A 26,015-nucleotide genomic window follows, 5' to 3' on the forward strand; every position below is an offset into this window, starting at 1 on the left:
TCATGACCGAAACCGGCCCGCGACGCCACTCCGCGCCAATGTCATCGGGCCGATCGAAAGGCGAGCCTGCCGCGCCGGGCAGGCCCGAGCCGTCACTGCACCAGCGTGACCCTGACGCTCTCGCCTTCTTCCTGCGTCGCGCGTTGGAGGGTCGCCTTGGCCTCGTCGACCTCGCGCTGGCGGTTCCACATCGCAGCATAGACGCCGTCCGCCGCGAGCAGGTCGCGGTGATGGCCGCGCTCGACGATGACGCCCTTGTCGAGCACGATGATCTCGTCCGCATTGACCACCGTGGAGAGCCGGTGCGCGATGACCAGCGTGGTGCGCCCCTCGCTCACCCGGTCGAGCGCGTCCTGGATCTCCTTCTCGGTGAAGGAATCGAGCGCCGAGGTCGCCTCGTCGAGGACGAGCACCGGCGGCCCTTTCAGGATGGTGCGGGCGATGGCGACGCGCTGCTTCTCGCCGCCGGAGAGCTTGAGGCCGCGCTCGCCGACGGAGGTGGCGTACCCCTCCGGCAAGGTGCGGATGAAGCGATCGATCTGGGCGAGGCGGGCAGCGTCCTCGACCTCCTCCATCGTCGCCTCGGGGCGGCCGTAGCGGATGTTGTATTCGATGGTGTCGTTGAACAGCACCGTATCCTGCGGGACCATGCCGATGGCGGCACGCAGGCTCACCTGCTGGATATCGGCGATGGGCTGGCCGTCGATGAGGATACGACCCTTCTGCGGCTCGTAAAAACGGAAGAGCAGCCGCGAGATCGTCGACTTGCCGGCGCCGGACGGGCCGACGATGGCGACGGTGCGGCCGGGCGGAACCTTGAAGGAAATGCCGCGCAGGATCGGCCGTTCCGGCACATAGGCGAAATGCACGTTGTCGAAGACGACCTCGCCGGCCGGCACCTGCAACGGCAGCGCGCCCGGCTTGTCCTGGATTTCCGGATCGCGGCCGATGAGGGAGAACATCTCGGCGATGTCGAGCGTCGCCTGCTTGATCTCGCGATAGACGGTGCCCATGAAGTTCAGCGGCAGATAGAGCTGGATCAGCATGGAGTTGATCAGCACGAGATCGCCGACCGTGTTGGTGCCAGCCTGGAAGCCGCGCACTGCCATCAGCATCGACAGCGTCAGCCCGACGGCGAAGATCGTGGCCTGGCCGAAATTCAGCAAGGCGAGCGAGGTGTAGGACTTGATCGAGTTGCGCTCATAGCGCGCCATCGCCACGTCGTAGCGTGCGGTCTCACGCGCCTCGGCGCCGAAATACTTCACCGTCTCGTAGTTCAAGAGCGAGTCGATCGCCTTGGAATTGGCGTCGGTATCGGATTCGTTCATCGCCGAGCGGATGGCGATACGCCACTCGGTCGCCTTGATCGTGTAGGTCATGTAGGCGACGACCATCGTGACCAGCACCGCGACATAGCGCCAGTCGAACAGCGCGAGCAGCACGGCGATGATCAGCGCGACCTCGACGATGACCGGCACGAGCTGGTTGAGGCCGAGCCGGACCATCTCCTCGATGCCGTTGCGGCCCCGTTCCAGCACGCGCGTCAGCCCGCCCGTCTTGCGCTCGAGATGGAAGCGCAGCGAGAGATAATGCAGGTGCCCGAAGGTCTGGAGCGCCAGCGTGCGCACCGCATGCATGAAGACCGGGGCGAAGATCGCGTCGCGCATCTGCACGAAGGCCGAGGAGCCGACCCGCGCCAGACCGTAGAGCACCGTCAGCGCCAGCGGCGCGCCGACGAGCCAGGGCAGCCAGTTCTCGACGCTGGAATGGGTCTGGGCCAGCGCGTCGGTGATCCATTTGAAGCTGAAGGGCACGCCCATCAGGATCAGGCGCCCGATCAGCATCAGCCCGAAGGCCGCGACGACGCGCCCTCGCAGATCGGCCCTTTCCGCCGGCCAGAGATAGGGCCAGAGCGCACGGAAGGTGGCGATGAAGCCGGAGCCCGGCTTGATGACGACGGAACGAGCGAGGCTCGGCACCGGGGACGGCGCTGCGGGCACGGACATTTTCGAGCGATTCCAGTTTATGCGGCCCATATAGGCGCAATTCCGCGTCCATGCATGCAGCTTGTTGCAAGGGGGGCATTGCGCCTGGAGGCTGTTGCGAAACAGCAGAAGCGAGGCGCCCGCGTAAACTGGCGCCCCGGAGTTGCCTTGTTCTCGTCGAACGGAGAATGTCTCCTCGCGAAAGAGCGCTCAACGCTCTCAAATGGGGAGACATGACCATGGTATTCCGCAATCTTGCAGTGATCGGGCTGGGTTTAGGGGCTGCTCTCGGCCTCGCCCTGCCGGCCGCGGCGCAGGCCACGCGGCCTCATCCGCAGATCACCATCACCAATCAGCGCACAGTGTCCTTGAGCAATTTCGCGATCGCGACGGCGGGCGACCAGCCCCGGCTCGTGGCGAAGCTCGCCAAGCCGCTGGCGCCCGGCAAGAGCGTCGCGCTCAAGCTCAACAAGCCGCAGGGCTGCAGCTATACGGTGCAGGCGCAGTTCGACGACGAAGCCACGAGCGACGCCGACATGGATCTGTGCAAGGACCGCGTGATCCGTCTGACGGAGTGACCTCCCGGGGACCGTCATTCTCGGGCGAAGCGAAGTGCAGACCCGAGAATCTCCGGACGATGAGGTTCTAGAGCCTCCTCTCGTAAGAGATGCTCGGGTCAAGCCCGAGCATGACGGCGCAGGGCGTCACGCCGTCGCGCCGGCCCTGACCAGCTTGTAGGTGATCGAATCCACCAGCGCCTGGAACGAGGCGTCGATGATGTTCGCGCTGACGCCGACCGTGGTCCAGCGCTCGCCGGTTTCGTCGCCGGATTCGATCAGCACACGGGTGACGGCGTCCGTGCCGCCCTGGAAGACGCGGACCTTGTAATCCACCAGCCTGAGGCCGCCGATCAGCGACTGGTAGTGGCCGAGATCCTTGCGCAGCGCGAGATCGAGCGCGTTGACCGGTCCGAGCACGCTTTCGGCGACCGAGATCAGCACGTCGTCGCCGACCTTCACCTTGACGATCGCCTCGGAGAAGGTGACGAGCTCGCCCAGCGCGTTGTAGCGGCGCTCGACATTGGCCGTGAAGCGCTCGATCTCGAAATAGGCCGGGAGCTCGCCCAGAATGCGCTTGGCGAGCAGGAAGAAGGAGGCGTCGGCGCCCTCGAAGGCATAGCCCTGCGCCTCCTTGTCCTTGACCTCCTGCAGTACGCGGTTGAGCCGGGGATCGTCGCGGCCGAGCGTCAGGCCGATCCGTTCCAGCTCCGCCACGAGGTTCGATTTGCCACCCTGGTCGGAAATCAGCACCTTGCGGGTGTTGCCGACCGCCTCGGGCAGAACATGCTCATAGGTGCGCGGATCCTTCAGCACGGCGGAGGCGTGGATGCCGGCCTTGGTGGCGAAGGCCGAGGCGCCGACGAAGGGCGCGTGGCGGTTCGGCGCGCGGTTCAGCATCTCATCGAGGGCGCGGGAGACATGCGCGAGATCGGCGAGCTGGCTCTCGTCGACGCCGAGCGCGAAGCGCTCGCGATAGCGCTCCTTCAGCTTCAGCGCGCCGATCAGCGTGACGAGATTGGCATTGCCGCAGCGCTCGCCCAGCCCATTCAGCGTGCCCTGGATCTGGCGCACTCCGGCCTCGACCGCCGCCAGCGAATTGGCGACGGCACAGCCGCAATCGTCATGAGCATGGATGCCGAGATGGTCGCCCGGCACGACCTTGGCGACCTCGCGCACGATAGCCCCGATCTCGTCGGGCAGCGTGCCGCCATTGGTGTCGCAGAGCACGACCCAGCGGGCACCGGCCTCATAGGCCGCGCGCGCGCAGGCGAGCGCGTAATCGGGGTTGGCCTTGTAGCCGTCGAAGAAATGCTCGCAATCGAGCATCACCTCGCGGCCAGCGGCCCTCGCCGCCTCGACGCTCTCGCGGATACCGGCGAGGTTGTCCTCCAGCGAAATCTCGAGCGCGACATGGACATGGTAGTCCCAGGCCTTGGCGACGAAGACGATGGCGTCGGCCTTCGCCGCCAGCAGCGCGGCGATGCCGGGATCGTTGGCGGCCGAGCGCCCTGCCCGCTTGGTCATACCGAAGGCGGCGAATTTCGCCTGCTTCGTCGCCTTCTCCTCGAAGAAGGCGGTGTCGAGCGGGTTGGCGCCGGGATAGCCGCCCTCGACGTAATCGACGCCGAGCCGGTCGAGCAGGGCCGCGACGGCGCGCTTGTCGTCGAGCGAGAAGTCGACGCCGGTGGTCTGCGCGCCGTCGCGCAGCGTCGTGTCGAAGAGATGGATGCGGCAGCGTTCGGTGATCTGGCTCATCGCTCGCGCCTCAGCTTGAAGCGAACGACGCGCGGCACGACCATGGCCAGCATGACGAGCTTCATGGCGAGCGACAGCGAGCCGGCAGGACGGATCTTCGGGCTCATCGCTTCACCTCCCAGGTGGTCGTCGGCTCGCCGGTGGCGGGGTCCTTGCCGTCCTTGAGCGCGATGCCCATGGCGGCGAGCTCGTCGCGGATGCGATCGGATTCGGCGAAGTTTTTCGTGCGGCGGGCGTCGAGGCGAAGCTCGACGAGAGTTTCGACTTTTTCCACCGGCACCGCGTTGAGAACAGGCCTCTGAGAACGCCACTGCGGTAGCGAGTATTCAAACAGTCCTAGCAGCTTACCGTTGGCCAAGAACTGGCTTCCAGCGCGACCGTCACCGTCTCCCGCCTTCTTATAGAGCGACCTCATTTCCGTAAGAGCTTCGGACGTGTTCAGATCGTCCGAAAGCGCTTCGAGCATTGGTTTGCTCGTCAATGCGGGGCTGTAGTGAAATTGAGTGGCTAGCGCGTACCAGCGATCAAGTTCCTTCTCCGCCTCCTCCAGCGCCTTCACCGTCCAGTCGATCGGCTGGCGGTAATGCGTCTTCAGCATCGCGAGGCGCAGCACCTCGCCCGGCCATTTGCGGCCGCCGAAGGTTTCCGTCGCCAGCAGTTCGTTGATCGTGACGAAATTGCCGAGGGATTTCGACATCTTCTCGCCCTCGACCTGCAGGAAGCCGTTATGCATCCAGATATTGGCCATGCGCGGCGCACCCTCCCCGCCCCCGAAGGCGCAGCAGGACTGGGCGATCTCGTTCTCGTGGTGCGGGAAGACGAGGTCGATGCCGCCGCCATGGATGTCGAAGACGTTCTTCGCCGGATCGTCGCATGACAAGCCGCCACCGAAGGGCGCGAGCAGCTTCGCCATCGACATGGCCGAGCATTCGATGTGCCAGCCCGGGCGGCCGGGGCGGGTGATCCCCTCCGGCGCGCTGTTCGGCCAGAGCCAGCCGGGGTCGATACCCTCGCGGCTCGGCTTCCAGAGCACGAAATCCATCGGATCGCGCTTATAGGGCGCGACATCCACGCGCGCGCCGGCGACCATCTCGTCGAGCGAGCGGCGGGCGAGCGAGCCGTATTTCGGCGCCTTCGCCAGATGCGTCACCGCGGGGACGTGGAACAGCACATGCTCCTCGGCGACATAGGCGACGTCGCGCGCGATCAGCCGATGGATGATCGCCTGCATTTCCTCGATATGCTCGGTGGCGCGCGGCTCGCTCGTCGGGCGCAGATTGCCGAGCGCGTCGACATCATGATGGAACTGCGCCGTGGTGGTCGCGGTGACCTTCGCGATCGCCTCGTTCAGCGGCAAGCCGGGGAAGTCGCGCGCCGCACGGGCGTTGATCTTGTCGTCGACGTCGGTGAGGTTGCGGGCATAGGTGACGTGCTCGGGCCCATAGACGTGCCGCAGCAGCCGGTAGAGCACGTCGAAGACGATGACCGGGCGGGCATTGCCGATATGGGCGTAGTCGTAGACCGTCGGGCCGCAGACATACATGCGCACGTTCTGCGGATCGACCGGAGCGAAATCCTCCTTCGTCCGCGTCAGCGTGTTGTAGAACCTCAGGGTCGGCGACATCGGGGGCAAATCCTGGAACGAACGAAACGACAGAAGACAAGAAACAGCCTGGCCGCTGGCCGGGGCGCTTTTGTCTGTTCGTTTTCAGGACGAGGACGTGAGCAGCCGGCCAGCGAAAGCTAGCGGCAAATAATGCAAGGGCTGTTGATGGCGGCTCGCGTCATGGGAAAAGTGATTGCCTGTCCGCGCGCTTTCCGTCAAGAGGGCGCCCGACTTGCTGCGCCGCAACATCGCCGCCGCCATTCACGCAAATTTAACCGGCCGGAACCATCCTCCCGATTCTCGGGGTCTCCCGCCCGTCGCCCTCAGGAATCTCACCCCATGCGCCGCGCCGTGGCTTTCGTCGGACTGCTCGGGATCGCCGTCGCCGGCATCTCGCTCTCGATCATGCCGATGAGCCGCCCCGCCGCCGCCCCCAGCGAACAGCGCACCTTCCTGATTCCCGCCAGCGACGGCTACGGCGTTGCCGACTGCATCTCGACCCGGTCGGAATGCGGCAAGATCGTCGCCAATGCCTGGTGCGAATCGCAGGGCTTCGGCAAGGCCGTGGCCTTCGGCATCGCCGACCGTGCCGATTTCACCGGCACGGTGACCAAGCCGACCCCGGCGGCAGCCGCCGAGCAGCCGCTCAGCATCACCTGCGGCGAATAATCCCCTCGCCTACCGGATCCAGTCGCTGCATTTCGGCGCCTCGCCGGTATTGCCCCAGGGCATGATCGGCACGGTCGAGGTCGAATTCTGCGGCGAGCCGTCGATGAGCTTGTCCGAATAGACCAGATAGACCAGCACGTTGCGCTTGGCGTCGCAGCCGCGCACGATCTGCATCTTCTTCCAGATCAGCGAGCGGCGCTCGCGGAAGACGACATCGCCCTGCTCGGCCTTCTCCTTGAACTTGATCGGCCCGATCTGCCGGCAGGCCAGCGAAACCTCCGAGACCTCCTCGGCCACACCGAACATGCCCTTGACGCCGCCCTTCTCCGGCACGGTGTAGTGGCAGGCCACGCCCTCGACGAGCGGATCGTCGACGCCGTAGACGGCGAGCTTGTCGTCCGGCGTCAGCGCCTTCCAGACCGTCGATTTCTTGAAGATCAGGTCTTCCTGCGCCATGGCCGGCGCCACGAACGCCCCGGACAGAGCAACGGCCAACGCAGCCAGGATCCAACGACGAAGCAACATTCCCATTCTCCCGGCGCGTTTCGGTTCGGCGCCCGGCAGGATATGGGAAGCCCCGCGTCGGCGCACCAGAGTTCTGCAGCCGCCCCCACATCAAAGCAAAGGCGACCGATGCTACCCGAGCTGGAAAGCGAGAGATTGTTGCTGCGGCCGCGCCGGCTCGACGATCTCGATGCCATCGCCCGGATGAACGCCGATCCGCAGGTGATGCGCCATATCGCCTCGATCGACGACCCGGCGATGGGGCGGGATGCCGTCTCCGCGCGCAGCTTCACCCATGTCGCACGCGGCCTCGGCTATTGGTCGGTCTTCGCCAAGATCGATCCGGCAGATTTCACCGGCTATGTCGGGTTGATTCCCGATGGCGATGCCGTGGACGTCGCCCAGTTGAGCTATCGGTTCGACACGCGGCATTGGGGCAAGGGCTATGCCCGGGAAGCGGCCGCCTGCCTGCTGCGCCATGGTTTCGAGGCCCTCGCCCTGCCGGAGATCCTCATTACCACCCATCCGGAGAATGCGGCGTCGCTGCGGCTTGCAGCCCGGCTGGGTTTCGAGCCGGCACCGACCCGGGCCGAGCTCCTGATCGGCACGCCACCTGTGGTCGCGACCCGGCTGCGCCTCGGGCGTCCCGAGCGGCGTCAGGGCCCGGCCTCATAGCGTTTCAGCGCCTCGGTACGCCGGGCGATGACCTCCGCGCGGCAGGCCGGAAAATGCAGGACCTGCCCTTCCCGCCCGAAATCGCCATTGCCGTAGAACCTGCAGGATTTCTCCTTGAAGGCGTTCCAGGCGCGCTGCTCCTCGAGCAGGTCCTTCTTCGTGTTCGGCTCGCTCGCCCCGTAGAGCCGTTTCCAGGTCGCGTTGAGCTTGGCGTCCTCGCGCGCGACCCATTCGCCGCCGCAGGCGCCCCAGGCCGGATTGGTGCCATCCGAATCGTCGATGCAGCGCTTGTAGACCTCGTCGGCCGCTGCCGGGGATGCGAGAGCGGCGAGGACCGGCAGGAAGCGTAGCCAGCGCCGCATTGTCACGCCGCCAGCGGCTTGAAGACAAGATAGGCGGCAACCAGCGCGCCGATGATGCCGAGCGAGAAGAAGACCAGCTTCAGCCGCGTCATCCTGCTGGCGAAAGCGACATCGCCGGCCTCGACGCGGGGATATCTGTCGAGAAGACGGGCCACCGCCAGATTCTCGGCCACGTCACAGAGCCCGCCGAGGAGCCAGCCGCCGCCGCAGAGCGCCGCGACCCACCAGGGCTGCCCGCGCATCGCGAGCCCCGCGATCAGGATGGCTCCGACGATTGCGTAGACGAAGGCGAAGGCGACATCGGCGGGCAGCACCCGGTTGCGGTAGCGTGCTCGCGTCGTCTCGCCATAGAGCCCAAAGAGCTTCTCGACATCGGCGACATTGTAGCCGTTCCAGTCGCTCTCCAGCATGCGCGGCACGCCCTGACGGTTCGACCAGAAGCCGACGAGCCAGAACAGCACCACGACGAGAAGCGGCCCCCAGACGAAGAAGGCCAGCGGGATCGCTGTGGAATAGAGCGGCACGGGGTCGATCATGGCGTCTCGGCTCTCGCGGCGGGCGGTGTTTCGCGGCGCAGGTTATCCGGCGTCTTGCCCGCCAACAAGCTGGAGCTGCGGGCGGGCGTCAGAGCAGCTCTTCGGGTGGGGCGAGATCGAGGCGGCGCAATTCGACGCGGGTCTGCTGCGAATCGTAGCGCAGGAAATATTCGTCGAGCTGCGGCGGCGCGACGGCGGTGCCGGCCAGCATGGCATGAGCCTGGCCGCGATGATGGATCTGGTGCTGGAAGAGATGCGCCAGCAGATCGTCGACGCGCTCCTCGACCTGTCCGTGCTCGCCCCGGTCCGTCGTGACGGTGGTTGCGAGCATGTCGTCGCTCAAGCCGTCGCAGAAGGCGATCAGCCGCCGGTCTGCGGCGGCCTGGGCCGGGAGGAGCTGCGCCATGTCGAAGGGCCGGAAGCGCTCGAAGACCAGCCGGCCGAGGCCGCCGCGTTCGAGCGCGTCGATATAATAGAGATCGACCATCAGATTGTGGTTCAGCGTCTCGTGCAGCGAGGGAAAGAAGCTCGTCCGCTCCGCCTTGAAATCCGCATCGCTGAGTTGCGCGCAGGCCGTGATCAGCCGCCAGTTCGCCCAGGCGTTGTTATGGGCCATCTTGCGGCAATGGGCGGCGAGCGCCCCGCGCCGGCCGAAACCCGCCTCAGTCATGCGGCAGGACCTCCTGCTCGATGGCGCCGAAGATCGAATGGCCGTCGGCGTCCTTCATCTCGATGCGGACCGTATCGCCGAAACGCAGGAAGGACGTCTTCGGTTCGCCCTGGCGGAGCGTCTCGACCATGCGCTGCTCGGCGATGCAGGCATAGCCCACCCCGCCCTCGGCCACCGGCTTGCCCGGCCCGCCATCGGCATCGCGGTTCGAGACGGTGCCGGAGCCGATGATCGTGCCGGCCGAAAGCCGGCGCGTCGCCGCCGCATGGACGATCAGCGTACCGAAATCGAAGGTCATGTCGGTGCCGGCGTCCGGCCTGCCGAAGGGCGCGCCGTTGAGCTGGGCCAGGAGCGGACGATGCAGCTTACCGTCGCGCCAGGCCGAGCCGAGCGCGCCGGGCGTGACGGCGACCGGCGAGAAGGAGGTCGACGGCTTTGACTGAATGAATCCAAAGCCTTTCGCCAATTCGCTCGGAATCCGATTCCGCAGGCTCACGTCGTTTGCGAGCATGACGAGGCGGATGGCGGCGAGCGCCTGCTCGCGCGTCGCGCCCATCGGCACATCGCCCGTGATCACCGCGATCTCGGCCTCGAAGTCGATGCCGTCCTCCTCGCTGCGGGCGTGGATCGGCGCGCGCGGGGCGAGCGGCGCATCGCTCCCGCCCTGATACATCAGCGGGTCGGTCCAGAAATTGTCCGGCATGGCCGCGCCCCGCGCCTTCCGGGCGAGTTCGACGTGATTCACATAGGCCGAACCGTCGAGCCACTGGAAGGCGCGCGGCAGGGGCGCGGCGCAATCATGCTCGTGGAAACGGAAGGACGGCACCGAGCCGTGCTCCAGCCCCTCGGCGAGATCGGCGAGCCGGGGCGCGAAGCGCTCCCAATCGTCCAGCGCCGCCTGCAAGGTGGCGACGACCGGAAAGGCGTCGGTCGCACGCGTCAGGTCTGCGGAAACCACGACGAGGCGGCCTTCGCGGCCATGCGAGAGGGAGGCAAGCTTCATCTCTTTTCATTCCTTCCCGGACGCGCCAATAAAGACGCAACAAGCCTTGTGAACAGGCTCTGGGAGGAGACCATATGGAACGTCGCTCGTTTTTGAAAACGGGAGCGCTTGCCGCGGCTGCAACAGCCGTCGCCGCGCCCGCGATCGCGCAGTCCCAGCCTCAGGTGAAATGGCGGCTGACCTCGAGCTTCCCCAAATCGCTCGACACCATCTTCGGCACGGCGCAGCAATTCGCGAAATATGTCTCCGACGCTACCGACGGCCAATTCGAGATCCAGGTCTTCGCGCCGGGCGAGATCGTGCCCGGATTGCAGGCGCTCGACGCCGTCTCCTCCGGCACGGTCGAATGCGCGCATTCGCCGACCTACTACTACATCGGCAAGGACCCGACGCTGGGGCTCGGCACCGGCATCCCCTTCGGCCTCAACGCCCGCCAGCAGCATAGCTGGTGGTATTTCGGCGGCGGCGAGCAGATCGTGAACGGCGTGCTCGACCGCTTCAACGCCTATTCCATCCCCTGCGGCAACTCCGGCACCCAGATGGGCGGCTTCTTCCGCAACGAGCTCAAGGGCGTCGACGATCTCAAGGGGCTGAAATTCCGCATTGGCGGCATGGGCGGCGCCGTGCTGTCCAAGCTCGGCGTGGTGCCGACGCAGATCGCGCCGGGAGACGTCTATCCGGCGCTGGAGCGCGGCTCGATCGACGCGGCCGAGTTCGTCGGCCCCTATGACGACGAGAAGCTCGGCTTCATCCGCGTCGCCAAGTATTACTACTATCCCGGCTGGTGGGAGGGCGGCGCCATGCTGCATCTGATCATCGGCAAGGAGGCCTGGGCCAAGCTGCCGAAGCCCTATCAGGCCATCGTCCAGCACGCCTGCGAGGCGGCGAACAACTGGATGCTGGCGAAATACGACTATGTGAATCCGGGCGGCCTGCGCCGGCTCGTCGCGCAGGGCGCGCAGTTGCGGGCCTTCCCCCTGCCGGTCATGGAGGCAGCCCTGAAGGCGGCCGAGGAATACTACGCCGAAACCAGCGCCAAGAGCCCGGACTTCAAGAAGGGCTACGATTCGATGGTCGCCTTCCGCGGCGAGAACCTGCTCTGGTGGCAGATCGCGGAGCTCTCCTACGACTCGTTCATGAACCGGCTGAAGGCGCGCTGAGGCGCGCCGGCGCCATCCCCGCCCGTCGCCCGGAACGGATCAGCCGAAGCTGGTCCGCCTCGGCGGCCGGTGCTCCATCGCCTCGCGCAGATCGGCGCCGGCACGCCTGGGGCGGCGAGCGAGAAGGCGCTTAGCCAGTTTCGCCGCCTTGCGGCGCTGTTTGGCGATCTTGCGCGGGATCTCCTGCGCAAGCGCATCGACGCCATCCAGCGCTGGCCTTTCGGCGAGATGCGCACGGACCATGCCGAGGTCGATCGCATTGCCGAGCCGCGAGCGCAGGCGCTCCGCCGCCTTGGCCAGGCGTCCGAGCCGTGCCGGGTCGGCCGGCGCGAAGAAGCTGAGCTGATAGCTCAGATCGACGATCATGCTTCGCCACTCGTGCAGATGCTCCGCGTCCATCCGGCGCGGATCGCGGCGCGCCTGACGCCGTGCCAGCCGATAGCTGCGCCGGAAGGCCCGGACCAGAAAGTCGCCCGTCTCGTTCGACACGGACCAGCGCGCCATCTCGGCCGACAGGCGCCGGAGCTCGTCGCGGACGGCGTCTCCCTGCTCGGCCAGCAGCACCGCGGCTGCATCCTGTGCGTCGTCCTCGGAGGCATGGTCGGGACAGAGCGCACTGAGCACCTTGGCGACAACCGCCGTGTCACGGGCGATGCCGAAGCCGCGGCGCAAGCCGCCGACAGCCCCGCGGACCGCCTTCCCCTCCTCGGCCAGCTCGGCGGGAGCAAGCTTCAGCAACGCTCGCCACGCCTTCATCAGGCGGCGGAATTCATGAATCGTCCGTCCCGGATCCTCCTCCCGGCGATCGAGCACGGCCAGGGCACGGGCCGGAAACTCACGGCAGGAGCGCAGCCAGTGCCGGGCCCATCGCCGCGTCATCGACACCCTCGCATCCGGACCGGTTCTCGAGATGCTCGCCATGCTGACCTGTCTCGCGCGTTTCCCCAACGGCAACGTATCCGAGCGGCAGGCCGCAATTCTACCACGCCTCCGGCTCGGATCGCCGCGCGTTCGAGGCAGGAGCCGCGTTGCTCCTTCACCGGCGCGACCGACGCGGCCACCGCCACGCGACAGCATCGTCTTTCGACTGTATGGTTGTGGCCCTCTCCTGCTGATGGCAGCCGCACCGGCTCGCCGGCCTCTCCGGAACCAGCTACACAGCCGCCCATGTCAGAGAAAACCTCGCCCTCGCTCCAGGACCAGATGCTCCGGCTGGAGCGCTTCCTGCCCTATCGCCTGAATGTCGTCGGCACGCTGGGCGGCCGCGCGCTCGGCCGGATCTATGGCGAGCATTTCGGCATCGGCATCCCGGAATGGCGCGTGGTGGCGCAGCTCGGCGAGTTCGGCAAGCTGACCTCGCGCGACATCGGCGAGCTCGCCCAGATGCACAAGACCAAGGTCTCGCGCGCCGTCACCGAGCTGGAGAAGCGCGGCCTCGTCTCACGCGCCGAAAACCGGCAGGACCGGCGCGAATCCTTCGTGACCCTGACGCCGGCCGGCAAGCGGATCTACGACCAGATCGTGCCGCTGGCGCTCGGCTTCGAGGCGCGCTGGATCGAAGGCATCGCGCCGGAGGAAATCAAGGTGTTCGAGCGCGTGCTCTCGACCCTGACCGAGCGCGGCCGCCTGCTCGCCGGGAATTATCGCGAGGAAGACGGGTCGTAGGGGCATCCCGGACCCGTCACACATCGCGCCGTCATCCCGGACAAGCGGCGAAGCCGCGCAGATCCGGGATCCATGCCGGAACGCCTCCGGCAAGGGCTCAGGCATGGATCCCGGGTCTCCCTTCGGTCGCCCGGGATGACCAGCATAAAATCCAGGCCGAAAACCCTCAGAAATACCGCGCGAGATTGCGCTTGATCCGCTCCTGCGGGTTCTCGCCCGCCGGCGGATAGGCGAAAGCCTGGCCGGTGATCGTCTCATAGGCGCGGACATAGACCGCCGAGGTCTGGTCGATCAGCTCCTGCGGGATCGGCGGCAGCTCCTCCTTGTAGGGGTCGCAGCGCGCCACGACCCAGTTGCGCACGAAATCCTTGTCGAAGGATTCAGGCTTCCCGCCGCTGGCGAAGCGCTCGGGATAGCTTTCCGCAAACCAGTAGCGGCTCGAATCGGGCGTATGGATCTCGTCGGCGAGCAGGATGTTGCCGCCGGCGTCGGTGCCGAACTCGTATTTCGTGTCGGCCAGGATGAGGCCGCGCTCGCTCGCGAGCTTCTGGCCGCGGGCGAAGAGCGCGAGCGCATAGCCGGAGACGGTGTCCCATTGCTTCTGCGTCAGGAGGCCGCTCCCGACGATCTGGCCGGCCGAAAGCGGCTCGTCATGGCCGCCGTCGAAGGCCTTGCTGGTCGGGGTGATGATCGGCTCCGGCAGCGCCTCGTTGTCGCGCAAGCCGTCCGGCAGCGTCATGCCGTACATCTCGCGCCGGCCCTGCTTGTACATGGTCAGGATCGAGGTGCCGGTCGTGCCGGCGAGATAGCCGCGCACCACCATCTCGACCGGCAGGATGTCGAGGCGCCGGCCGACGACGACATTCGGGTCGGGATATTCGAGGACATGGTTCGGGCAGATGTCGGCGGTCTTCTCGAACCAGTAGCGCGCCGTCTGCGTCAGCACCTGCCCCTTCAGCGGGATCGAGGCGATGGCGCGGTCGAAGGCGGAGAGCCGGTCGGTCGAGATCAGGATACGGCGTCCATCCGGGAGATCGTAATTCTCGCGGACCTTGCCGCGATAATAGTTCGGCAGCTCCGGGATGACGGCTTCGTGAAGCGGCAGGAATTCGGACATGAGCGGCGCTGGCCTCGCGACGAAAGGAGCTGCCGACGCCGCAATCGCAGCGCCAGCCCCGCGCTTCTAGTCGAAGCGCGCGTTTTCCACCACCTGTCCGGCGCCCTTCGCCGCGGATTGCTGCGCGCGCCCGGATGTGGCATGCGAAAGCCGCGTCACCTCGGCCGACTCGGCGTCGGGAGACGCGGGGGCTCCATAGTTCCGTCGCGTTTGGCGGGTGTTGTTGGCAGGAGTTTGTGGCCCGACGGCCTGCTCCGACAGTGGATGACGTGACCCGACCTGCGATGATGCTGCGACTTTCCAGACGCTTCGGCATGGCCCTGCTGGCGCTGGCGGCTTTGAGCGGGACGGCAACCGCCCAGTCACCGTCCTGCGACGCATGGCGCGCCGAGCTCCAGAGCCTCCAGGGCCGCAGCGGCGGCGATCCGCGCGCGGCGCAGGCCGCCCAGCGCGTCGGAGCGCAGCTCGGCCAGTTGAGCGGCCAGTACCGCGCCATGGGGTGCGAGCGCGGCGGCGGCTTCCTGTTCTTCGGCGGCCAGGCTCCGCCGCAATGCGGCGGCATCCGCGCGCAGATGGGCCAGTTGCAGGCGCAGTACGAGGCGCTCCAGCAACGGGCGCAGGGCGGCGCGCTCGAGCAGCGGCGCGCCCAGCTCGCGGCCGCGATCAGCAACAATTGCGGCGCGCGCCCGCGCGGCTTCTTCGACACGATCTTCGGGCGCGACCCGGGTCCCGGCCCCGGCGGCGTCGACTCGACCATCCCCGAGCTCGACCCCGAGCAGCCGGTGATCGAGCCGGAAAAGCCGCGCCTCGGCGGCGCCCAGACCGTCTGCGTGCGCAGCTGCGACGGCTATTTCTTCCCGCTCGCCAACAATAACGGCAATGCCGACGAGATGTGCCAGGCGCTCTGCCCCGGCAGCGAGACCACGGCCTTCGGCATGAGCGCGGGCGGCGACATCCAGAACGCAGCCTCGCGCTCGACCGGCCAGCCCTATTCGTCCCTGCCGAACGCCGGCAAATACACCCGCTCCTTCGATGCGACCTGCACCTGCCGCGGCCAGGGCCAGAGCTGGTCGGAGGCGCTGAAGAACGCCGAATACCTGCTCGACAAGCGCAAGGGCGACGTCATCGTCACCGAGCAGCGCGCGGCCGAGCTCTCGCGGCCGAAGCCCGATCCCAAGCGGCGCGGCGCGCCCGAAGCGGTGAAGCCGACCCCGGCCTCGCTCCCGGATGCGCCGGACGAGAAGCCGATGCCGTCGGAGAACTCCCCGACCTCCGGCACCGAATCGGCCGGCGTCGGCCCCGACATCGTCGACGAGAAGACGCTCGACAAGCGCGACGGGCTGAAGAGCGAGTCGCGCAGCGTCACCGGCGAGCGCCGCACGGTGCGCATTGTGGCGCCGAACCTCGCGCCCAATCTGAGCCCGCAACTGGTCAAGCCCTGATCCACATAAGTTCCATGCGCGGACGACAAATCGCGCAGCCGGGTATCGTCATGCTCGGCGCTGGACGCATGGGCGAGACCGTCGCATAAAGGCCGGACCTTGCCGCCCCTTCGGGAGGCCGCCAGACCGCATTCCGGCCCGTATCCCCGCGGAGCCCTGCCTTCTGACGCTCCCACCAGCTTCAGAGGGCTTTCATGCCGGACGCCAGCGCGACACCACCGCATCACCCGCACCCGATCGAGCTCAGCGACGCCCGGCGCAGGATCAAGGCGATCTTCATCGGCTCCGTCGGCAATCTCGTCGAGTGGTATGATTTCTACGCCTATACCGCCTTCGCGCTGTATTTCGCGCCGCATTTCTTCCCCTCGACCGACCCGGTGGTGCAGCAGCTCAACGCCGCGACGCTCTTTGCGGCAGGCTTCATCGTGCGACCTGTCGGCGGCTGGCTGTTCGGTCATCTCGCGGACCGCTATGGCCGACGCCTGTCGCTGATGCTCTCGGTGGTGATGATGTGCTTCGGCTCGCTGATCATCGCCTTCACCCCGACCTATCAGACGATCGGCTTCGCCGCGCCTGCCCTGCTCGCCCTCGCCCGCATCATCGAGGGCCTCAGCCTCGGCGGCGAATACGGGGCGAGCGCGACCTATCTCACCGAGATCGCCGACCCCGAGCATCGCGGCTTCTATTCGAGCTTCCAGTATGTGACGCTGATCGGCGGCCAGCTCACCGCCATCCTGGTGCTGCTGCTGCTCCAGAATGTCTTCCTGACGCATGAGCAGCTCGTCGCCTGGGGCTGGCGCATCCCCTTCATCATCGGCGCCGTCCTCGCTGTCACCGCCATGTTCATGCGGCGGCATATGCAGGAGACCGAGGCCTTCGAAGCCGCCAAGGGCACGATGAAGCGCGAAAGCTCGCTGCGTGGCCTGTTGAAATATCCGCGCGAGGTCGCGATCGTGGTCGGCCTCACCGCCGGCGGCACCGCCGCCTTCTACACCTTCACCACCTATATGCAGACCTTCGTGAAGCAGACGGTCGGCCTCTCCGACATCGTCACCACCTATGTCATCGCCGGCTCTCTGATCTTCGCGGCGATCCTGCAGCCCGTCTATGGTGCGATCTCCGACCGGATCGGCCGCAAGCCGGTGCTGATGTTCTTCGGCATCGCCGGCACGCTGCTCACCGTGCCGATCTTGACCACGCTTTCCGGCACGAAATCCCCCTGGATCGCGTTCCTGCTGATCTGCGGCGCCTGGATCTTCACCGCCGGCTACACCTCGATCAACGCGGTGGTGAAGGCCGAGCTGTTCCCGACCTCGGTGCGCGCCACCGGCGTCGCCGTGCCCTATGCGCTGACCGTCTCGATCTTCGGCGGCACGGCGCCGGCCATCGCCCTGTTCTTCAAGCAGCAGGGCCACGAGCAGTGGTTCTACTACTATCTCGCCGGCATCATCTTCCTCTCGTTCCTGGTCTACGCGCTGATGCGCGACACCAAGCACGCCTCGGCGATGCACCGGCACGAGTGAGGGGGCGGCTCTCTGCCGTCATGGTCGGGCCTGACCCGATCATCTCGGAAACCAGCGCCTATCCTGAACGAGATTCTCGGGTCCGCTGACGCGGCCCGAGAATGACGGCGGTATATCAGGCGCTCTCGCCGGCCAGCCGCTTCAGCGCCTTCTCCCGCCCGACCAGCGGCAAGAGGGCTGCCAGTTCCGGCCCATGGTCAAGGCCGGTCAGCGCCTGGCGCAGCGGCATGAACAGCCCCTTGCCCTTCGCCCCCGTCGCTGCCGCGACGGCCTGGGTCCAGCTCTTCCAGCTCGTGCCGTCGAAAGGCTCCGGCGGCAGCAGCGCGGCCGCCTTCGCCGCGAATGCCGGATCGGCGATGACGGGCGTGATTGCCCCCGCCACGACCTGCCACCAGAGCTTCGCCTCGTCGAGTTTCGTCAGGTTGCCGCGCACGGCCAGCCAGAACGGCTCCCCGCCAGCGACGCCGATGGCCGCGAGCCGATCGGCGACCGCCGCGAAGGGCATCTGATGCAGCGTGCCGGCGCTCAGCGCCTCGAGCTCGTGCTCGTCGAACTTGGCCGGAGCGCGCGAGACATGGGCCAACTCGACGAGACCGGCGAGTTCGTCGAGGCTCGCAACGGGACGCACCGCGTCGGAGGTCCCGACCAGCACGGCCAGCGCCGCGACGGCCAGCGCCTCGACGCCGGAGTCGCGCAAGCCCCGCAGCGAGAGATGGCCGAGGCGCTTCGAAAGCCCCTCTCCGCTCGCCGTGGTCAGCAGGTTGTGGTGGCCGAAGACCGGCAAGCTCGCGCCCAGCGCCTCGAAGATCTGCGCCTGAACCGCCGTGTTGGTGACGTGGTCCTCACCGCGGATGACATGGCTCACGCCGGTCTCGATATCGTCGACGACGGAGGGCAGCGTGTAGAGATAGCTGCCGTCCTCGCGCACCAGAACCGGATCGGAGAGCGAGGCGCAGTCGACATGGGAGGGGCCGCGCACGAGGTCGTCCCAGGCCACCTCGCGCGCCCCCAGCAGGAAGCGCCAATGGGGCTTGCGCCCTTCCGCCTCGAAGGCCGCCTTCTGCTCCGCGGTGAGCTTCAGCGCGGCACGGTCGTAGATCGGCGGCAGGCCGCGGGCGAGCTGGCGCTTGCGGCGGCGGTCGAGCTCGTCGGGCGTCTCGTAGCAGGCATAGAGCCGCCCAGCGGCGCGCAGGCGCTCCGCCGCCGCGTCATAGATCGCCAGGCGCTGCGACTGCCAGATGACCTGATCGGGCACGATGCCGAGCCAGCCGAGATCCTCGGCGATGGCTTCGGCATATTCCGGTTTCGAGCGCGCGATGTCGGTGTCGTCGTAGCGCAGCAGGAAGCGGCCGTGATGGCGGCGGGCGAACAGCCAGTTGAACAGCGCCGGCCGGGCGTTTCCGATATGCAGATAGCCGGTGGGCGACGGCGCGAAGCGGACCAGAGACGTTGTCATGACGCGGCTTATGGCGCTTTTGGCCCCGGGCGACAATCGCTCGTCTGATAAGGCGCCTGCAACCTTAGGCTGTTAACCCGTTATTAGGGTTACCAAGGCATGAATCGCTCCCAGGCAGGGCAGAACGGAGCCAGACCGTACCGCTGCCGGGGAGATCAGGATGCGCCTCCGTTCCGTCACGCGCGTGGTCGGTTCCTTTGCACTTGCCGCGGGACTCGGCGCGCCGGCCTTCGCGGCCGATTATCCGGTGCTGCGCGGCTCGCAGATCGAGGACATGCCGCAGGCGCCGTCGCTCTCGGGCGGCTCCTATAATTGGTCAGGTTTCTATTTCGGTGGCTTCGGCGGCTTGTCTCAAACGCGTTTCCGCACCGACAAGGGCGTTCTGGACATCGCCAGAGGCGCATTCAACGGTGCTTCGGTCCTGAACGAACTCGACCCGGGCCAGCTCGTCCTGTCATCGGCCCGCACCGATCGTGGTTCGACCTTCGGCGCCTTCGTCGGTTATAATTTCGCATTCGGCGATGCGATCATCGGCTTCGAGGCGGAATATTCCCGCGTCGATCAGTCGACATCCGCCTCCACCCTGGAGGCGCGGCTCCTGAGTTCCGGTGCCATGGCCATCGCATCCGTCCAGGATGCCCGATTGAACGACTACTTCAATGCCCGCATTCGCCTGGGCTACGCCTATGGCATGTGGATGCCGTATTTCACCGCCGGCGCCGCGGTCGGGCGCTTCGATACCAACGTGGCCGTCGCCGCCGATTGGGCGAATAGCAGCGGAGCCAGCTACTATGGCTGGCCACGCGTGCTCGGCGGAGCGAAGAAGGATGTCTGGGGCTACGGCTACTCGGTCGGCGGCGGTCTCGAAGCCGCCTTGACTGAGAATCTCCTTGTCCGCGGCGAGTATCTGTTCAGCAGCTTCAATGACGTCGAAGGCGTGACGGTCAATGTCAACACCGCGCGCGTCGGTGCCGCCATCAAGTTCTGACGGCATCCTCCTGCCGCAACGAAAAAGGCCGGGACATCAGTCCCGGCCTTTTCCATTTCGTCTGACGGAGAAGCGGCCTATTCGGCCGCCTCGACCTCGGGACGCGCCCGCCCGGCCCGCTCGCGCTTGACCAGCTCGGCGACGAGGAAGGCCAATTCCAGCGCCTGCTCGGCATTGAGGCGGGGATCGCAGACCGTGTGGTAGCGGTCGTTGAGATCGGCGTCGGTCATGCCGCGCGCACCACCGGTGCATTCGGTGACGTTCTTGCCGGTCATCTCCAGATGCAGGCCGCCGGCATGGCTGCCCTCGGCCTGATGGACGGCGAAGAAGTTCTTCACCTCGGTCATGATCAGGTCGAAGGGCCGCGTCTTGTAGCCGCTCGCCGCCTTGACCGTGTTGCCGTGCATCGGGTCGCAGGACCAGACGACATTGCGCCCTTCCCGCTTGGTGGCGCGCACCAGCGCGGGCAGGTTGTCGAAGACCTTGTCGGCGCCGAAGCGGCCGATCAGCGTCAGCCGGCCCGGCTGGTTCTGCGGATCGAGCACTTCGATCAGCTTGAGCAGGCCGTCGACCGTGGTCGAGGGGCCGCATTTCAGCCCGATCGGGTTCTTGATGCCGCGGAAGAACTCGACATGGGCGTGGTCGAGCTGGCGCGTGCGGTCGCCGATCCAGACCATGTGGCCGGAGGTGTCGTACCACTCGCCGGTCGTCGAGTCGGTACGGGTCATCGCCTGCTCGTAGCCGAGCAGCAGCGCCTCGTGGCTGGTGTAGAAGTCGGTCGTGCGCATCTCCGGATGGGTCTCCGGGTCGATGCCGATGGCGCGCATGAAGTCGAGCGCCTCGGTGATGCGCTCGGCCACCTCCTGGTAGCGATGCGAGGACGGGCTGTCCTTGACGAAGCCGAGCATCCAGCGATGCGCGTTGTCGAGATTGGCGTAGCCGCCCGTCGCGAAGGCGCGGATCAGGTTCAGCGTCGCGGCCGACTGCCTGTAGGCCTCGAGCTGGCGGCGCGGATCGGGGATGCGCGCCTCTTCCGTGAAGGCAATGTCATTGACGATGTCGCCCTTGTAGCTGGGAAGCTCGACATCGCCGATCTTCTCGTTCGGCGCCGAGCGCGGCTTGGCGAACTGCCCGGCGATGCGCCCGACCTTCACCACCGGCGAGCCGCCGGCAAAGGTCAGCACCACCGCCATCTGCAGGAACAGCCGGAAGAAGTCGCGGATGTTGTCGGCCGAGTGCTCGGCGAAGCTCTCGGCGCAGTCACCGCCCTGAAGAAGGAAGGCCTCGCCGGCCGCGACCTTGCCCAACGCCCGTTTGAGCTTGCGCGCCTCGCCTGCAAAAACGAGCGGCGGAAAGCCGGCGAGCTGCTGCTCGACCGCCTTCAAGGCTGCCTGGTCCGGATAATCCGGAATCTGCTGGGCGGGCTTGGCCCTCCAGCTCTCTGGCGTCCACCGCTCGGACATGGGACTACGTGCTCCTGACTTTGGGATCGCGCATCGTTAACCTCTTGGTAGCGCGAAGGGGCGGCTATACACCCAAGCTCGCGGAATGGCCATCGTCTGGCGGCAGCCCCTGCAGCGGGCTGCCCGGCCCATCGTCACACGCGATCGAAAAGCCGATTCCCCGCAACGGGATAGCAACGCCGGTTGCCATGCTGATTCAGGCGCTTCACAGGCTGATTCAACCGTAGCCGCGGAAACTCGACTGACAGTGCTGTCCCAGAAACGCGCGTCATCCCGGACGGAGCGAAGCGGAGATCCGGGATCCATCGTCGAGCGCTGCGCCTTTCGATGGATCCCGGGACAGGCCCGGGATGACGACGTGGTTCCGCGAGACGATCGATAACCCTACCCCGCCCGCGGCGTGCGCATCGTCACCAGTTCCTCGGCGGCGCTGGGATGCAGCGCGACGGTGCGGTCGAAATCCGCCTTGGTCGCGCCCATCGTGACTGCGATGGCGGTTGCCTGGATGATCTCGCCGGCATCGTGGCCGAGGATGTGGACGCCCAGCATCTTGTCGGTCTTCGCGTCGACGACGAGCTTCATGTAGATGCGCTCGTGCCGGCCGGAGATCGTCGCCTTCATCGGGCGGAAATTGGATTCGAAGACGCGCAATTCGTAGCCGGCGGCGAGAGCCTGCTCCTCGCTGAGACCGACCGTGCCAACCTCAGGCGTGGTGAAGACGGCCGAGGCGATGATCCCGTGATCGACCGTCCAGGGCTTGTTGCCGAAAACCGTGTCGGCAAAGGCATGGCCCTCGCGGATCGCGACCGGGGTCAGGTTCACCCGGTTGGTGACGTCGCCGACCGCGTGGATCGACGGCACGCTGCTGGTCGAGGCGGCATCGACGACGACCTCGCCGAGCGGTCCGAGCTCGGCTCCGACCTTCTCCAGCCCGAGCCCCTTCGTGTTGGGACGGCGCCCGGTCGCGACCAGAACGACATCGGCCTCGATCGGCGCGCCCGTCGCGCAATGGGCGCGGCGGCTGCCGTCCGGCAGTTCCTCGATGCGCTCGACGGTGCAACCGAGCCGGAAGGTGATGCCGGCCTCCTTCAGCGCGTCGCGCAGGCGGGTGCGGATGTCCTCGTCGAAGCCGCGCAGGATGTTGTCGCCCCGGTGCAGGAGCGTCACCGCGACGCCGAGCCGGGCGAAGAGGCTGGCGAATTCGAGCGCGATATAGCCGCCGCCGACGACGAGCATGCGCTTCGGCAGCACCGGCAGGTGGAAGACCTCGTTGGAGGAGATGCCGAGCTCACCGCCGGGGATCGGCGGGTCGAAGGAGGGCCAGCCACCGGTCGCGACGAGGATGTGGCGGGCGCGGACGAGCTGCCCGCTCTTCTGCAGGCGGACCTCATGCGGTCCCTCGATGACGGCCCGCTCCTCGCGGATTTCGGCCTTCGCGCCCTCGAGCCCCTTGCGATAGAGCCCGGACAGACGCGTGACCTCGTTGGCCACGGCATCGCGCAGCGTCGGCCAGTCGAAGGACGGCTTTGCGGGAAGCGTCCAGCCGAAGCCGGCCGCGTCCTCAAAATCCTCGGTGAAGCGGCTGGCATAGACGAAGAGCTTCTTCGGCACGCAGCCGCGGATGACGCAGGTGCCGCCGATCCGGTCCTCCTCCGCGATCATCACGCGGGCGCCATGGCCCGCCGCGATGCGCGCCGCACGCGTGCCGCCGGAGCCGGCCCCGATGACGAAGAGATCGACGTCGTACTCAGCCATGGTCTTCTCCTTGTCGCGCGGCCGCGCCCGGACCGAACCAGAGGATCCCGGCTCCCAGAACGGCGATCCACCAGCCTTGCCAGGCACCGTGCCCGACGACCGAAATCGCAAAGGCAGCGGCGAAGAGCGCGAGGCGTGGCGCCATCTCCCGCGCCGGCAGCCGGCGCAATCGCGCCAGCAGAAGCAGGCCTGCCGCAAGCAGAATGCCCGCCCCGATCGCTCCGGTCTCGACCCATGCCTGCAGCGGCATGTCGTGAGGGTGCCCCACGCCCAGGAGCAGCCTATGCTCCGGCGCCACCTCGGCCGCCACCGGGTGCCGGTCCATGCTGGCCGAGGTGCCGAAGCCGGCGCCGGCGATCGGCCGTGCCCGCACCACCTCGCCGAAACTCTGCCAGATATCGATACGAGCCTGCCCGGTCATGACAGCGAAACGGTTCAGGATCACCGAGGGTAGCCAGTTATGGGCGGCAAGGCCGAGCACTGGCGCCATCGCCATGGTCAGGACGAGCCCGATCGCGGCGGCCGTTAGCATCAGGCGCGGCCAGTAGGCCGACGCGACCCAGCAGACGAGGCAGACCGCGACGCCGAGCCGCGCCGAAGCGCTCTCCGAGCGCAGCGCCAATGCGGCCACGGTCAGTCCGAGCAGGACTGCCAGGATCCGGTCGGAGCGGCGCGCGGCCGGCATATGCCAGAGACCATGGATCGTGGGCACGGCGAGCACCAGCGCCGTGATGGCGGGGCGATTGAAGACGAAGCTCATCAGCTTTCCGATGCCGAGCTCGGCCCGTTGCGACAGCCCGGAGGCGAGCTCGACCATGGCCAGCAGACTGGCGAGGATGATCGCGACGGCAAGCGCGCGCAGCCATGCGGGCTGCGGCCTGAACCGGCCCGAAGCCGCAATCGCGAGCGCGAAGACCGCCGGCAGCACAAGCTCCGCCCAGGCCCGCAAGGAGGCCGCCGGCCTGTGGCTCCACAGGATCGAGAGAAGGGCCCAGGCGAGGAAGGCGGCCAGCGCCAGCCCCAGCGGGGTCGCGAGCAGGCTCCGCAAGCGCGCGACGACTTCGCCCGCCCGGCCCGCCGCGACAGCAGCGGCGACGAAGGTCATGGCGCCGAGGCCGAGCATCAGCGGCGCGGAGCGATTGGCGAGCCACATCGCCAGCGGCATCAGCACCATCAGCACCGAGCCGGCCGCCACGAGACGGGTGGAGAGAAGCGAGGAAGTCGAGACGGCTTCCTGGCCGACTGGAAGGCGGGGCTGGCTCATGGGCTGCGATTACGCGATCGGGCCGATCTTCGCCAGAGGCGTGGTTGCAAGCCCCGCCTTTGCCTTCCGCTGACACGGCGCCTGCAACGAAAGACGTAGAACTTCGGAAAACCTGCCGGTTCGACCCGGAATCATATCATCCGATTATGTAATCAGGCGTAATTGACGCCCAGCGCGGCATGGTGCCACAGGGCAAAGGCAACCCTAAAAAACTCGCGGCAAAGCCGCACAGCGGAGGAAATCCATGCTGACATCGGTCCTCAAGCGCGGCGCCCTCGCGGCCGTGGCCCTCGCGGCGCTCTCGACGGCAGCCTTCGCCCAGGTGAGCGAGCTCAAGATCATGGCTCCGGCAGCTCCCGGCGGCGGCTGGGACGGCACCGCGCGCTCGATGCAGCAGGCGCTGACCGCGGCCGGCATCGTCAAGAGCGTGCAGGTCAACAACGTCACCGGCGCCGGCGGCACCATCGGCCTCTCCCAGCTCATCGGCGCGAAGGGCGACGGCCATCAGCTGATGGTCAACGGCTTCGTCATGGTCGGCGCGATCCTCCTCAACAAGTCGCCGGTCAATCTGACGCAGGTGACGCCGATCGCCCGCCTCACCGCCGAGGCTGAGGTCATCGTCGTGCCGACGGAGTCGCCGCTCAAGAGCGCCAAGGACCTGGCCGAGCGCCTGAAGGCCGACCCGGCCAAGGTGACCTGGGCCGGCGGCTCGGCCGGCGGCACCGACCACATCCTCGCCGCGCTGTTCGCGCAGGCGGTCGGAGCGGACGCCAAGAAGATCAACTACATCCCGTTCTCGGGCGGCGGCGAGGCCCTGGCGGCCATGCTCGGCGGGCGCGTCACCGCCGGCGTCTCCGGCTATGGCGAGTTCGAGGGCCAGATCAAAGCCGGCAAGCTGCGCGTGCTCGCGGTCTCGTCGGGCAAGCGCCTCGAAAACGCGCCGGACGCCCCGACCCTCAAGGAACAGGGCATCGAGCTCGAGCTGCTGAACTGGCGCTCCGTCGTCGCTCCTCCCGGCCTCTCGGCCGAGCAGACCAAGGCTCTGACCGACACGGTCGAGAAGATGGTCAAGTCGAAGGAGTGGCAGGAGATCCTCAAGGCCCGCGGCTGGGACGATTCCTTCCTGGCCGGCGCCGCCTTCGACAGCTTCCTGAAGGGCGAGATCGAGCGCGTCTCCAAGGTGATGACCGAAGTCGGGCTGGTGAAGTAAACCGACCGGCACCGTCGATATCTCGGGGGGCCGGGCAACCGGCCCCTTTCTCAACGCCAGAAGCGCCTCCAACTCTTCTCCCGTCGCCTTGTCGCCGCGCGAACCGGAGCCGCTTCGCCCCACAATGCGCGAAGGCGCCAGCCTCCATCAGGGGAACGCCATGACGAACGAGACCCGCACGCAAGGCGCCGACAAGCCGGCCCTGATCGTGGGCGTGCTGCTGCTGATCGTCGCCGCCCTGATCGGCTATGACGCCTCGCAGCAGACCATCACGTCGAATTACGGCGTCGGCCCCACCGCCATGCCCTATGTCGTGGCTGCCGGATTGACCATTCTCGGGCTGGCGCATTTCGTCGTCGCCTTCCGCGAAGGGCTGCCGAAGCCCGATGCTGCCGACGGTACGGCCCTGCTCTGGATCGCGGGCGGGCTCATCTTCCTGATCGCCTGCATCGGGCTCGGCGGCGGCTTCGTCATCGCCATCGCGGTCGTCTTCGCCTGCACGGCGCGCGGCATGGGGCGGCGGGCGCTTGCCGTCGATGCCGCGATCGGCTTCGTGCTCGGCCTCGCGATCTTCCTCGTCTTCGCCAAGGTCCTGACGCTGATTTTGCCGGCGGGACCGCTCGAACAACTCTTCCTCTGAGGCGGGC

The 26,015-nt window shown here is 67.1% G+C and carries 24 protein-coding genes; 10 read left to right on the plus strand and 14 right to left on the minus strand.

Annotated features, from left to right (window positions below; all coding sequences use genetic code 11):
- Positions 1-92: 92 nt before the first annotated feature.
- The gene (locus tag GGC47_RS00790) at positions 93-2,006 is read right to left on the minus strand and encodes an ABCB family ABC transporter ATP-binding protein/permease (RefSeq protein WP_142020432.1); all 1,914 of its coding nucleotides are present in this window, start codon (positions 2,004-2,006) and stop codon (positions 93-95) included.
- 218 nt (positions 2,007-2,224) lie between these two features.
- On the opposite strand from GGC47_RS00790, the gene GGC47_RS00795 reads away from it, so the two are divergent.
- Positions 2,225-2,563 (plus strand): hypothetical protein, encoded by a 339-nt coding sequence (locus GGC47_RS00795; protein ID WP_142020431.1) that lies wholly within the window; start codon positions 2,225-2,227, stop codon positions 2,561-2,563.
- A gap of 126 nt (positions 2,564-2,689) precedes the next feature.
- On the opposite strand, the gene cimA is transcribed toward GGC47_RS00795, so the two are convergent.
- Complete coding sequence (gene cimA / locus GGC47_RS00800; protein ID WP_142020430.1) at positions 2,690-4,300, minus strand: citramalate synthase; 1,611 nt, start codon at positions 4,298-4,300, stop codon at positions 2,690-2,692.
- A gap of 103 nt (positions 4,301-4,403) precedes the next feature.
- Positions 4,404-5,933, minus strand: coding sequence for a cysteine--tRNA ligase (gene cysS / locus GGC47_RS00805; protein WP_142020429.1), 1,530 nt, complete (start codon positions 5,931-5,933; stop codon positions 4,404-4,406).
- A gap of 312 nt (positions 5,934-6,245) precedes the next feature.
- Between cysS and GGC47_RS00810 the strand changes: the two genes are divergently transcribed.
- Complete coding sequence (locus GGC47_RS00810; protein ID WP_142020428.1) at positions 6,246-6,575, plus strand: hypothetical protein; 330 nt, start codon at positions 6,246-6,248, stop codon at positions 6,573-6,575.
- Positions 6,576-6,584: 9 nt separating this feature from the next.
- On the opposite strand, the gene GGC47_RS00815 is transcribed toward GGC47_RS00810, so the two are convergent.
- Positions 6,585-7,100, minus strand: coding sequence for a CreA family protein (locus GGC47_RS00815; RefSeq protein WP_248312398.1), 516 nt, complete (start codon positions 7,098-7,100; stop codon positions 6,585-6,587).
- Between the two features lie 108 nt (positions 7,101-7,208).
- Between GGC47_RS00815 and GGC47_RS00820 the strand changes: the two genes are divergently transcribed.
- The gene (locus GGC47_RS00820) at positions 7,209-7,754 is read left to right on the plus strand and encodes a GNAT family N-acetyltransferase (protein ID WP_429066493.1); all 546 of its coding nucleotides are present in this window, start codon (positions 7,209-7,211) and stop codon (positions 7,752-7,754) included.
- Here GGC47_RS00820 and GGC47_RS00825 read toward each other — a convergent pair.
- From GGC47_RS00825 to GGC47_RS00840, 4 genes are all read right to left on the minus strand, one after another.
- Complete coding sequence (locus tag GGC47_RS00825; protein WP_429066496.1) at positions 7,736-8,116, minus strand: lysozyme inhibitor LprI family protein; 381 nt, start codon at positions 8,114-8,116, stop codon at positions 7,736-7,738. The genes GGC47_RS00820 and GGC47_RS00825 overlap by 19 nt on opposite strands.
- 2 nt (positions 8,117-8,118) lie before the next feature.
- A complete protein-coding gene (locus GGC47_RS00830; protein WP_038361813.1) occupies positions 8,119-8,652 on the minus strand; it encodes a hypothetical protein in 534 nt (177 codons plus the stop codon).
- 88 nt (positions 8,653-8,740) lie between these two features.
- Complete coding sequence (locus GGC47_RS00835; protein WP_112764088.1) at positions 8,741-9,322, minus strand: DinB family protein; 582 nt, start codon at positions 9,320-9,322, stop codon at positions 8,741-8,743.
- Positions 9,315-10,325 (minus strand): fumarylacetoacetate hydrolase family protein, encoded by a 1,011-nt coding sequence (locus tag GGC47_RS00840; RefSeq protein WP_429066499.1) that lies wholly within the window; start codon positions 10,323-10,325, stop codon positions 9,315-9,317. Before GGC47_RS00840 ends, GGC47_RS00835 begins: the two co-directional genes overlap by 8 nt.
- 74 nt (positions 10,326-10,399) lie before the next feature.
- On the opposite strand from GGC47_RS00840, the gene GGC47_RS00845 reads away from it, so the two are divergent.
- Positions 10,400-11,485: a TRAP transporter substrate-binding protein gene (locus GGC47_RS00845; RefSeq protein ID WP_429066502.1), complete on the plus strand. Its 1,086-nt coding sequence runs from the start codon at positions 10,400-10,402 to the stop codon at positions 11,483-11,485.
- 39 nt (positions 11,486-11,524) lie between these two features.
- Here the strand turns inward: GGC47_RS00845 and GGC47_RS00850 are convergent, their stop codons facing one another.
- Positions 11,525-12,364, minus strand: a complete 840-nt coding sequence (locus GGC47_RS00850) for a CHAD domain-containing protein (RefSeq protein ID WP_429066504.1) — start codon at positions 12,362-12,364, stop codon at positions 11,525-11,527.
- A 288-nt stretch (positions 12,365-12,652) separates the two neighbouring features.
- Here GGC47_RS00850 and GGC47_RS00855 point away from each other — a divergent pair, with 288 nt between their 5' ends.
- Positions 12,653-13,150, plus strand: a complete 498-nt coding sequence (locus tag GGC47_RS00855) for a MarR family winged helix-turn-helix transcriptional regulator (RefSeq protein WP_038361803.1) — start codon at positions 12,653-12,655, stop codon at positions 13,148-13,150.
- Between the two features lie 166 nt (positions 13,151-13,316).
- Here the strand turns inward: GGC47_RS00855 and GGC47_RS00860 are convergent, their stop codons facing one another.
- Positions 13,317-14,267, minus strand: a complete 951-nt coding sequence (locus tag GGC47_RS00860) for a phosphoribosylaminoimidazolesuccinocarboxamide synthase (RefSeq protein ID WP_142020420.1) — start codon at positions 14,265-14,267, stop codon at positions 13,317-13,319.
- Positions 14,268-14,536: 269 nt separating this feature from the next.
- Here GGC47_RS00860 and GGC47_RS00865 point away from each other — a divergent pair, with 269 nt between their 5' ends.
- Together GGC47_RS00865 and GGC47_RS00870 are read left to right on the plus strand one after the other, a co-directional pair.
- Positions 14,537-15,709, plus strand: coding sequence for a DUF2865 domain-containing protein (locus tag GGC47_RS00865; protein WP_185747794.1), 1,173 nt, complete (start codon positions 14,537-14,539; stop codon positions 15,707-15,709).
- A gap of 194 nt (positions 15,710-15,903) precedes the next feature.
- Positions 15,904-17,232, plus strand: coding sequence for an MFS transporter (locus tag GGC47_RS00870; protein ID WP_142020418.1), 1,329 nt, complete (start codon positions 15,904-15,906; stop codon positions 17,230-17,232).
- Positions 17,233-17,347: 115 nt separating this feature from the next.
- On the opposite strand, the gene gltX is transcribed toward GGC47_RS00870, so the two are convergent.
- A complete protein-coding gene (gltX, locus tag GGC47_RS00875) occupies positions 17,348-18,688 on the minus strand; it encodes a glutamate--tRNA ligase (RefSeq protein ID WP_429066508.1) in 1,341 nt (446 codons plus the stop codon).
- A 160-nt stretch (positions 18,689-18,848) separates the two neighbouring features.
- Between gltX and GGC47_RS00880 the strand changes: the two genes are divergently transcribed.
- Positions 18,849-19,676, plus strand: a complete 828-nt coding sequence (locus GGC47_RS00880; protein ID WP_112764081.1) for an outer membrane protein — start codon at positions 18,849-18,851, stop codon at positions 19,674-19,676.
- A gap of 77 nt (positions 19,677-19,753) precedes the next feature.
- Here GGC47_RS00880 and GGC47_RS00885 read toward each other — a convergent pair whose 3' ends face one another.
- The 3 genes from GGC47_RS00885 to GGC47_RS00895 form a co-directional block, all read right to left on the minus strand.
- Complete coding sequence (locus tag GGC47_RS00885; RefSeq protein ID WP_038361792.1) at positions 19,754-21,139, minus strand: class II 3-deoxy-7-phosphoheptulonate synthase; 1,386 nt, start codon at positions 21,137-21,139, stop codon at positions 19,754-19,756.
- Between the two features lie 384 nt (positions 21,140-21,523).
- Positions 21,524-22,894 carry a glutathione-disulfide reductase gene (gor, locus tag GGC47_RS00890; protein ID WP_429066512.1) on the minus strand — a complete coding sequence of 457 codons (1,371 nt, stop codon included), beginning with the start codon at positions 22,892-22,894 and terminating at the stop codon, positions 21,524-21,526.
- Complete coding sequence (locus GGC47_RS00895; RefSeq protein ID WP_429066514.1) at positions 22,887-24,158, minus strand: O-antigen ligase family protein; 1,272 nt, start codon at positions 24,156-24,158, stop codon at positions 22,887-22,889. Before GGC47_RS00895 ends, gor begins: the two co-directional genes overlap by 8 nt.
- A 244-nt stretch (positions 24,159-24,402) precedes the next feature.
- Here GGC47_RS00895 and GGC47_RS00900 point away from each other — a divergent pair, with 244 nt between their 5' ends.
- Positions 24,403-25,368, plus strand: coding sequence for a Bug family tripartite tricarboxylate transporter substrate binding protein (locus tag GGC47_RS00900; protein ID WP_038361787.1), 966 nt, complete (start codon positions 24,403-24,405; stop codon positions 25,366-25,368).
- A 160-nt stretch (positions 25,369-25,528) separates the two neighbouring features.
- Entirely contained in the window at positions 25,529-26,008 is a 480-nt protein-coding gene (locus GGC47_RS00905) for a tripartite tricarboxylate transporter TctB family protein (RefSeq protein ID WP_038362557.1), read from the plus strand.
- Positions 26,009-26,015 lie beyond the last annotated feature (7 nt).

This window comes from Allobosea sp. OAE752 (assembly GCF_050433265.1).
Lineage (GTDB): Bacteria > Pseudomonadota > Alphaproteobacteria > Rhizobiales > Beijerinckiaceae > Allobosea > Allobosea spartocytisi.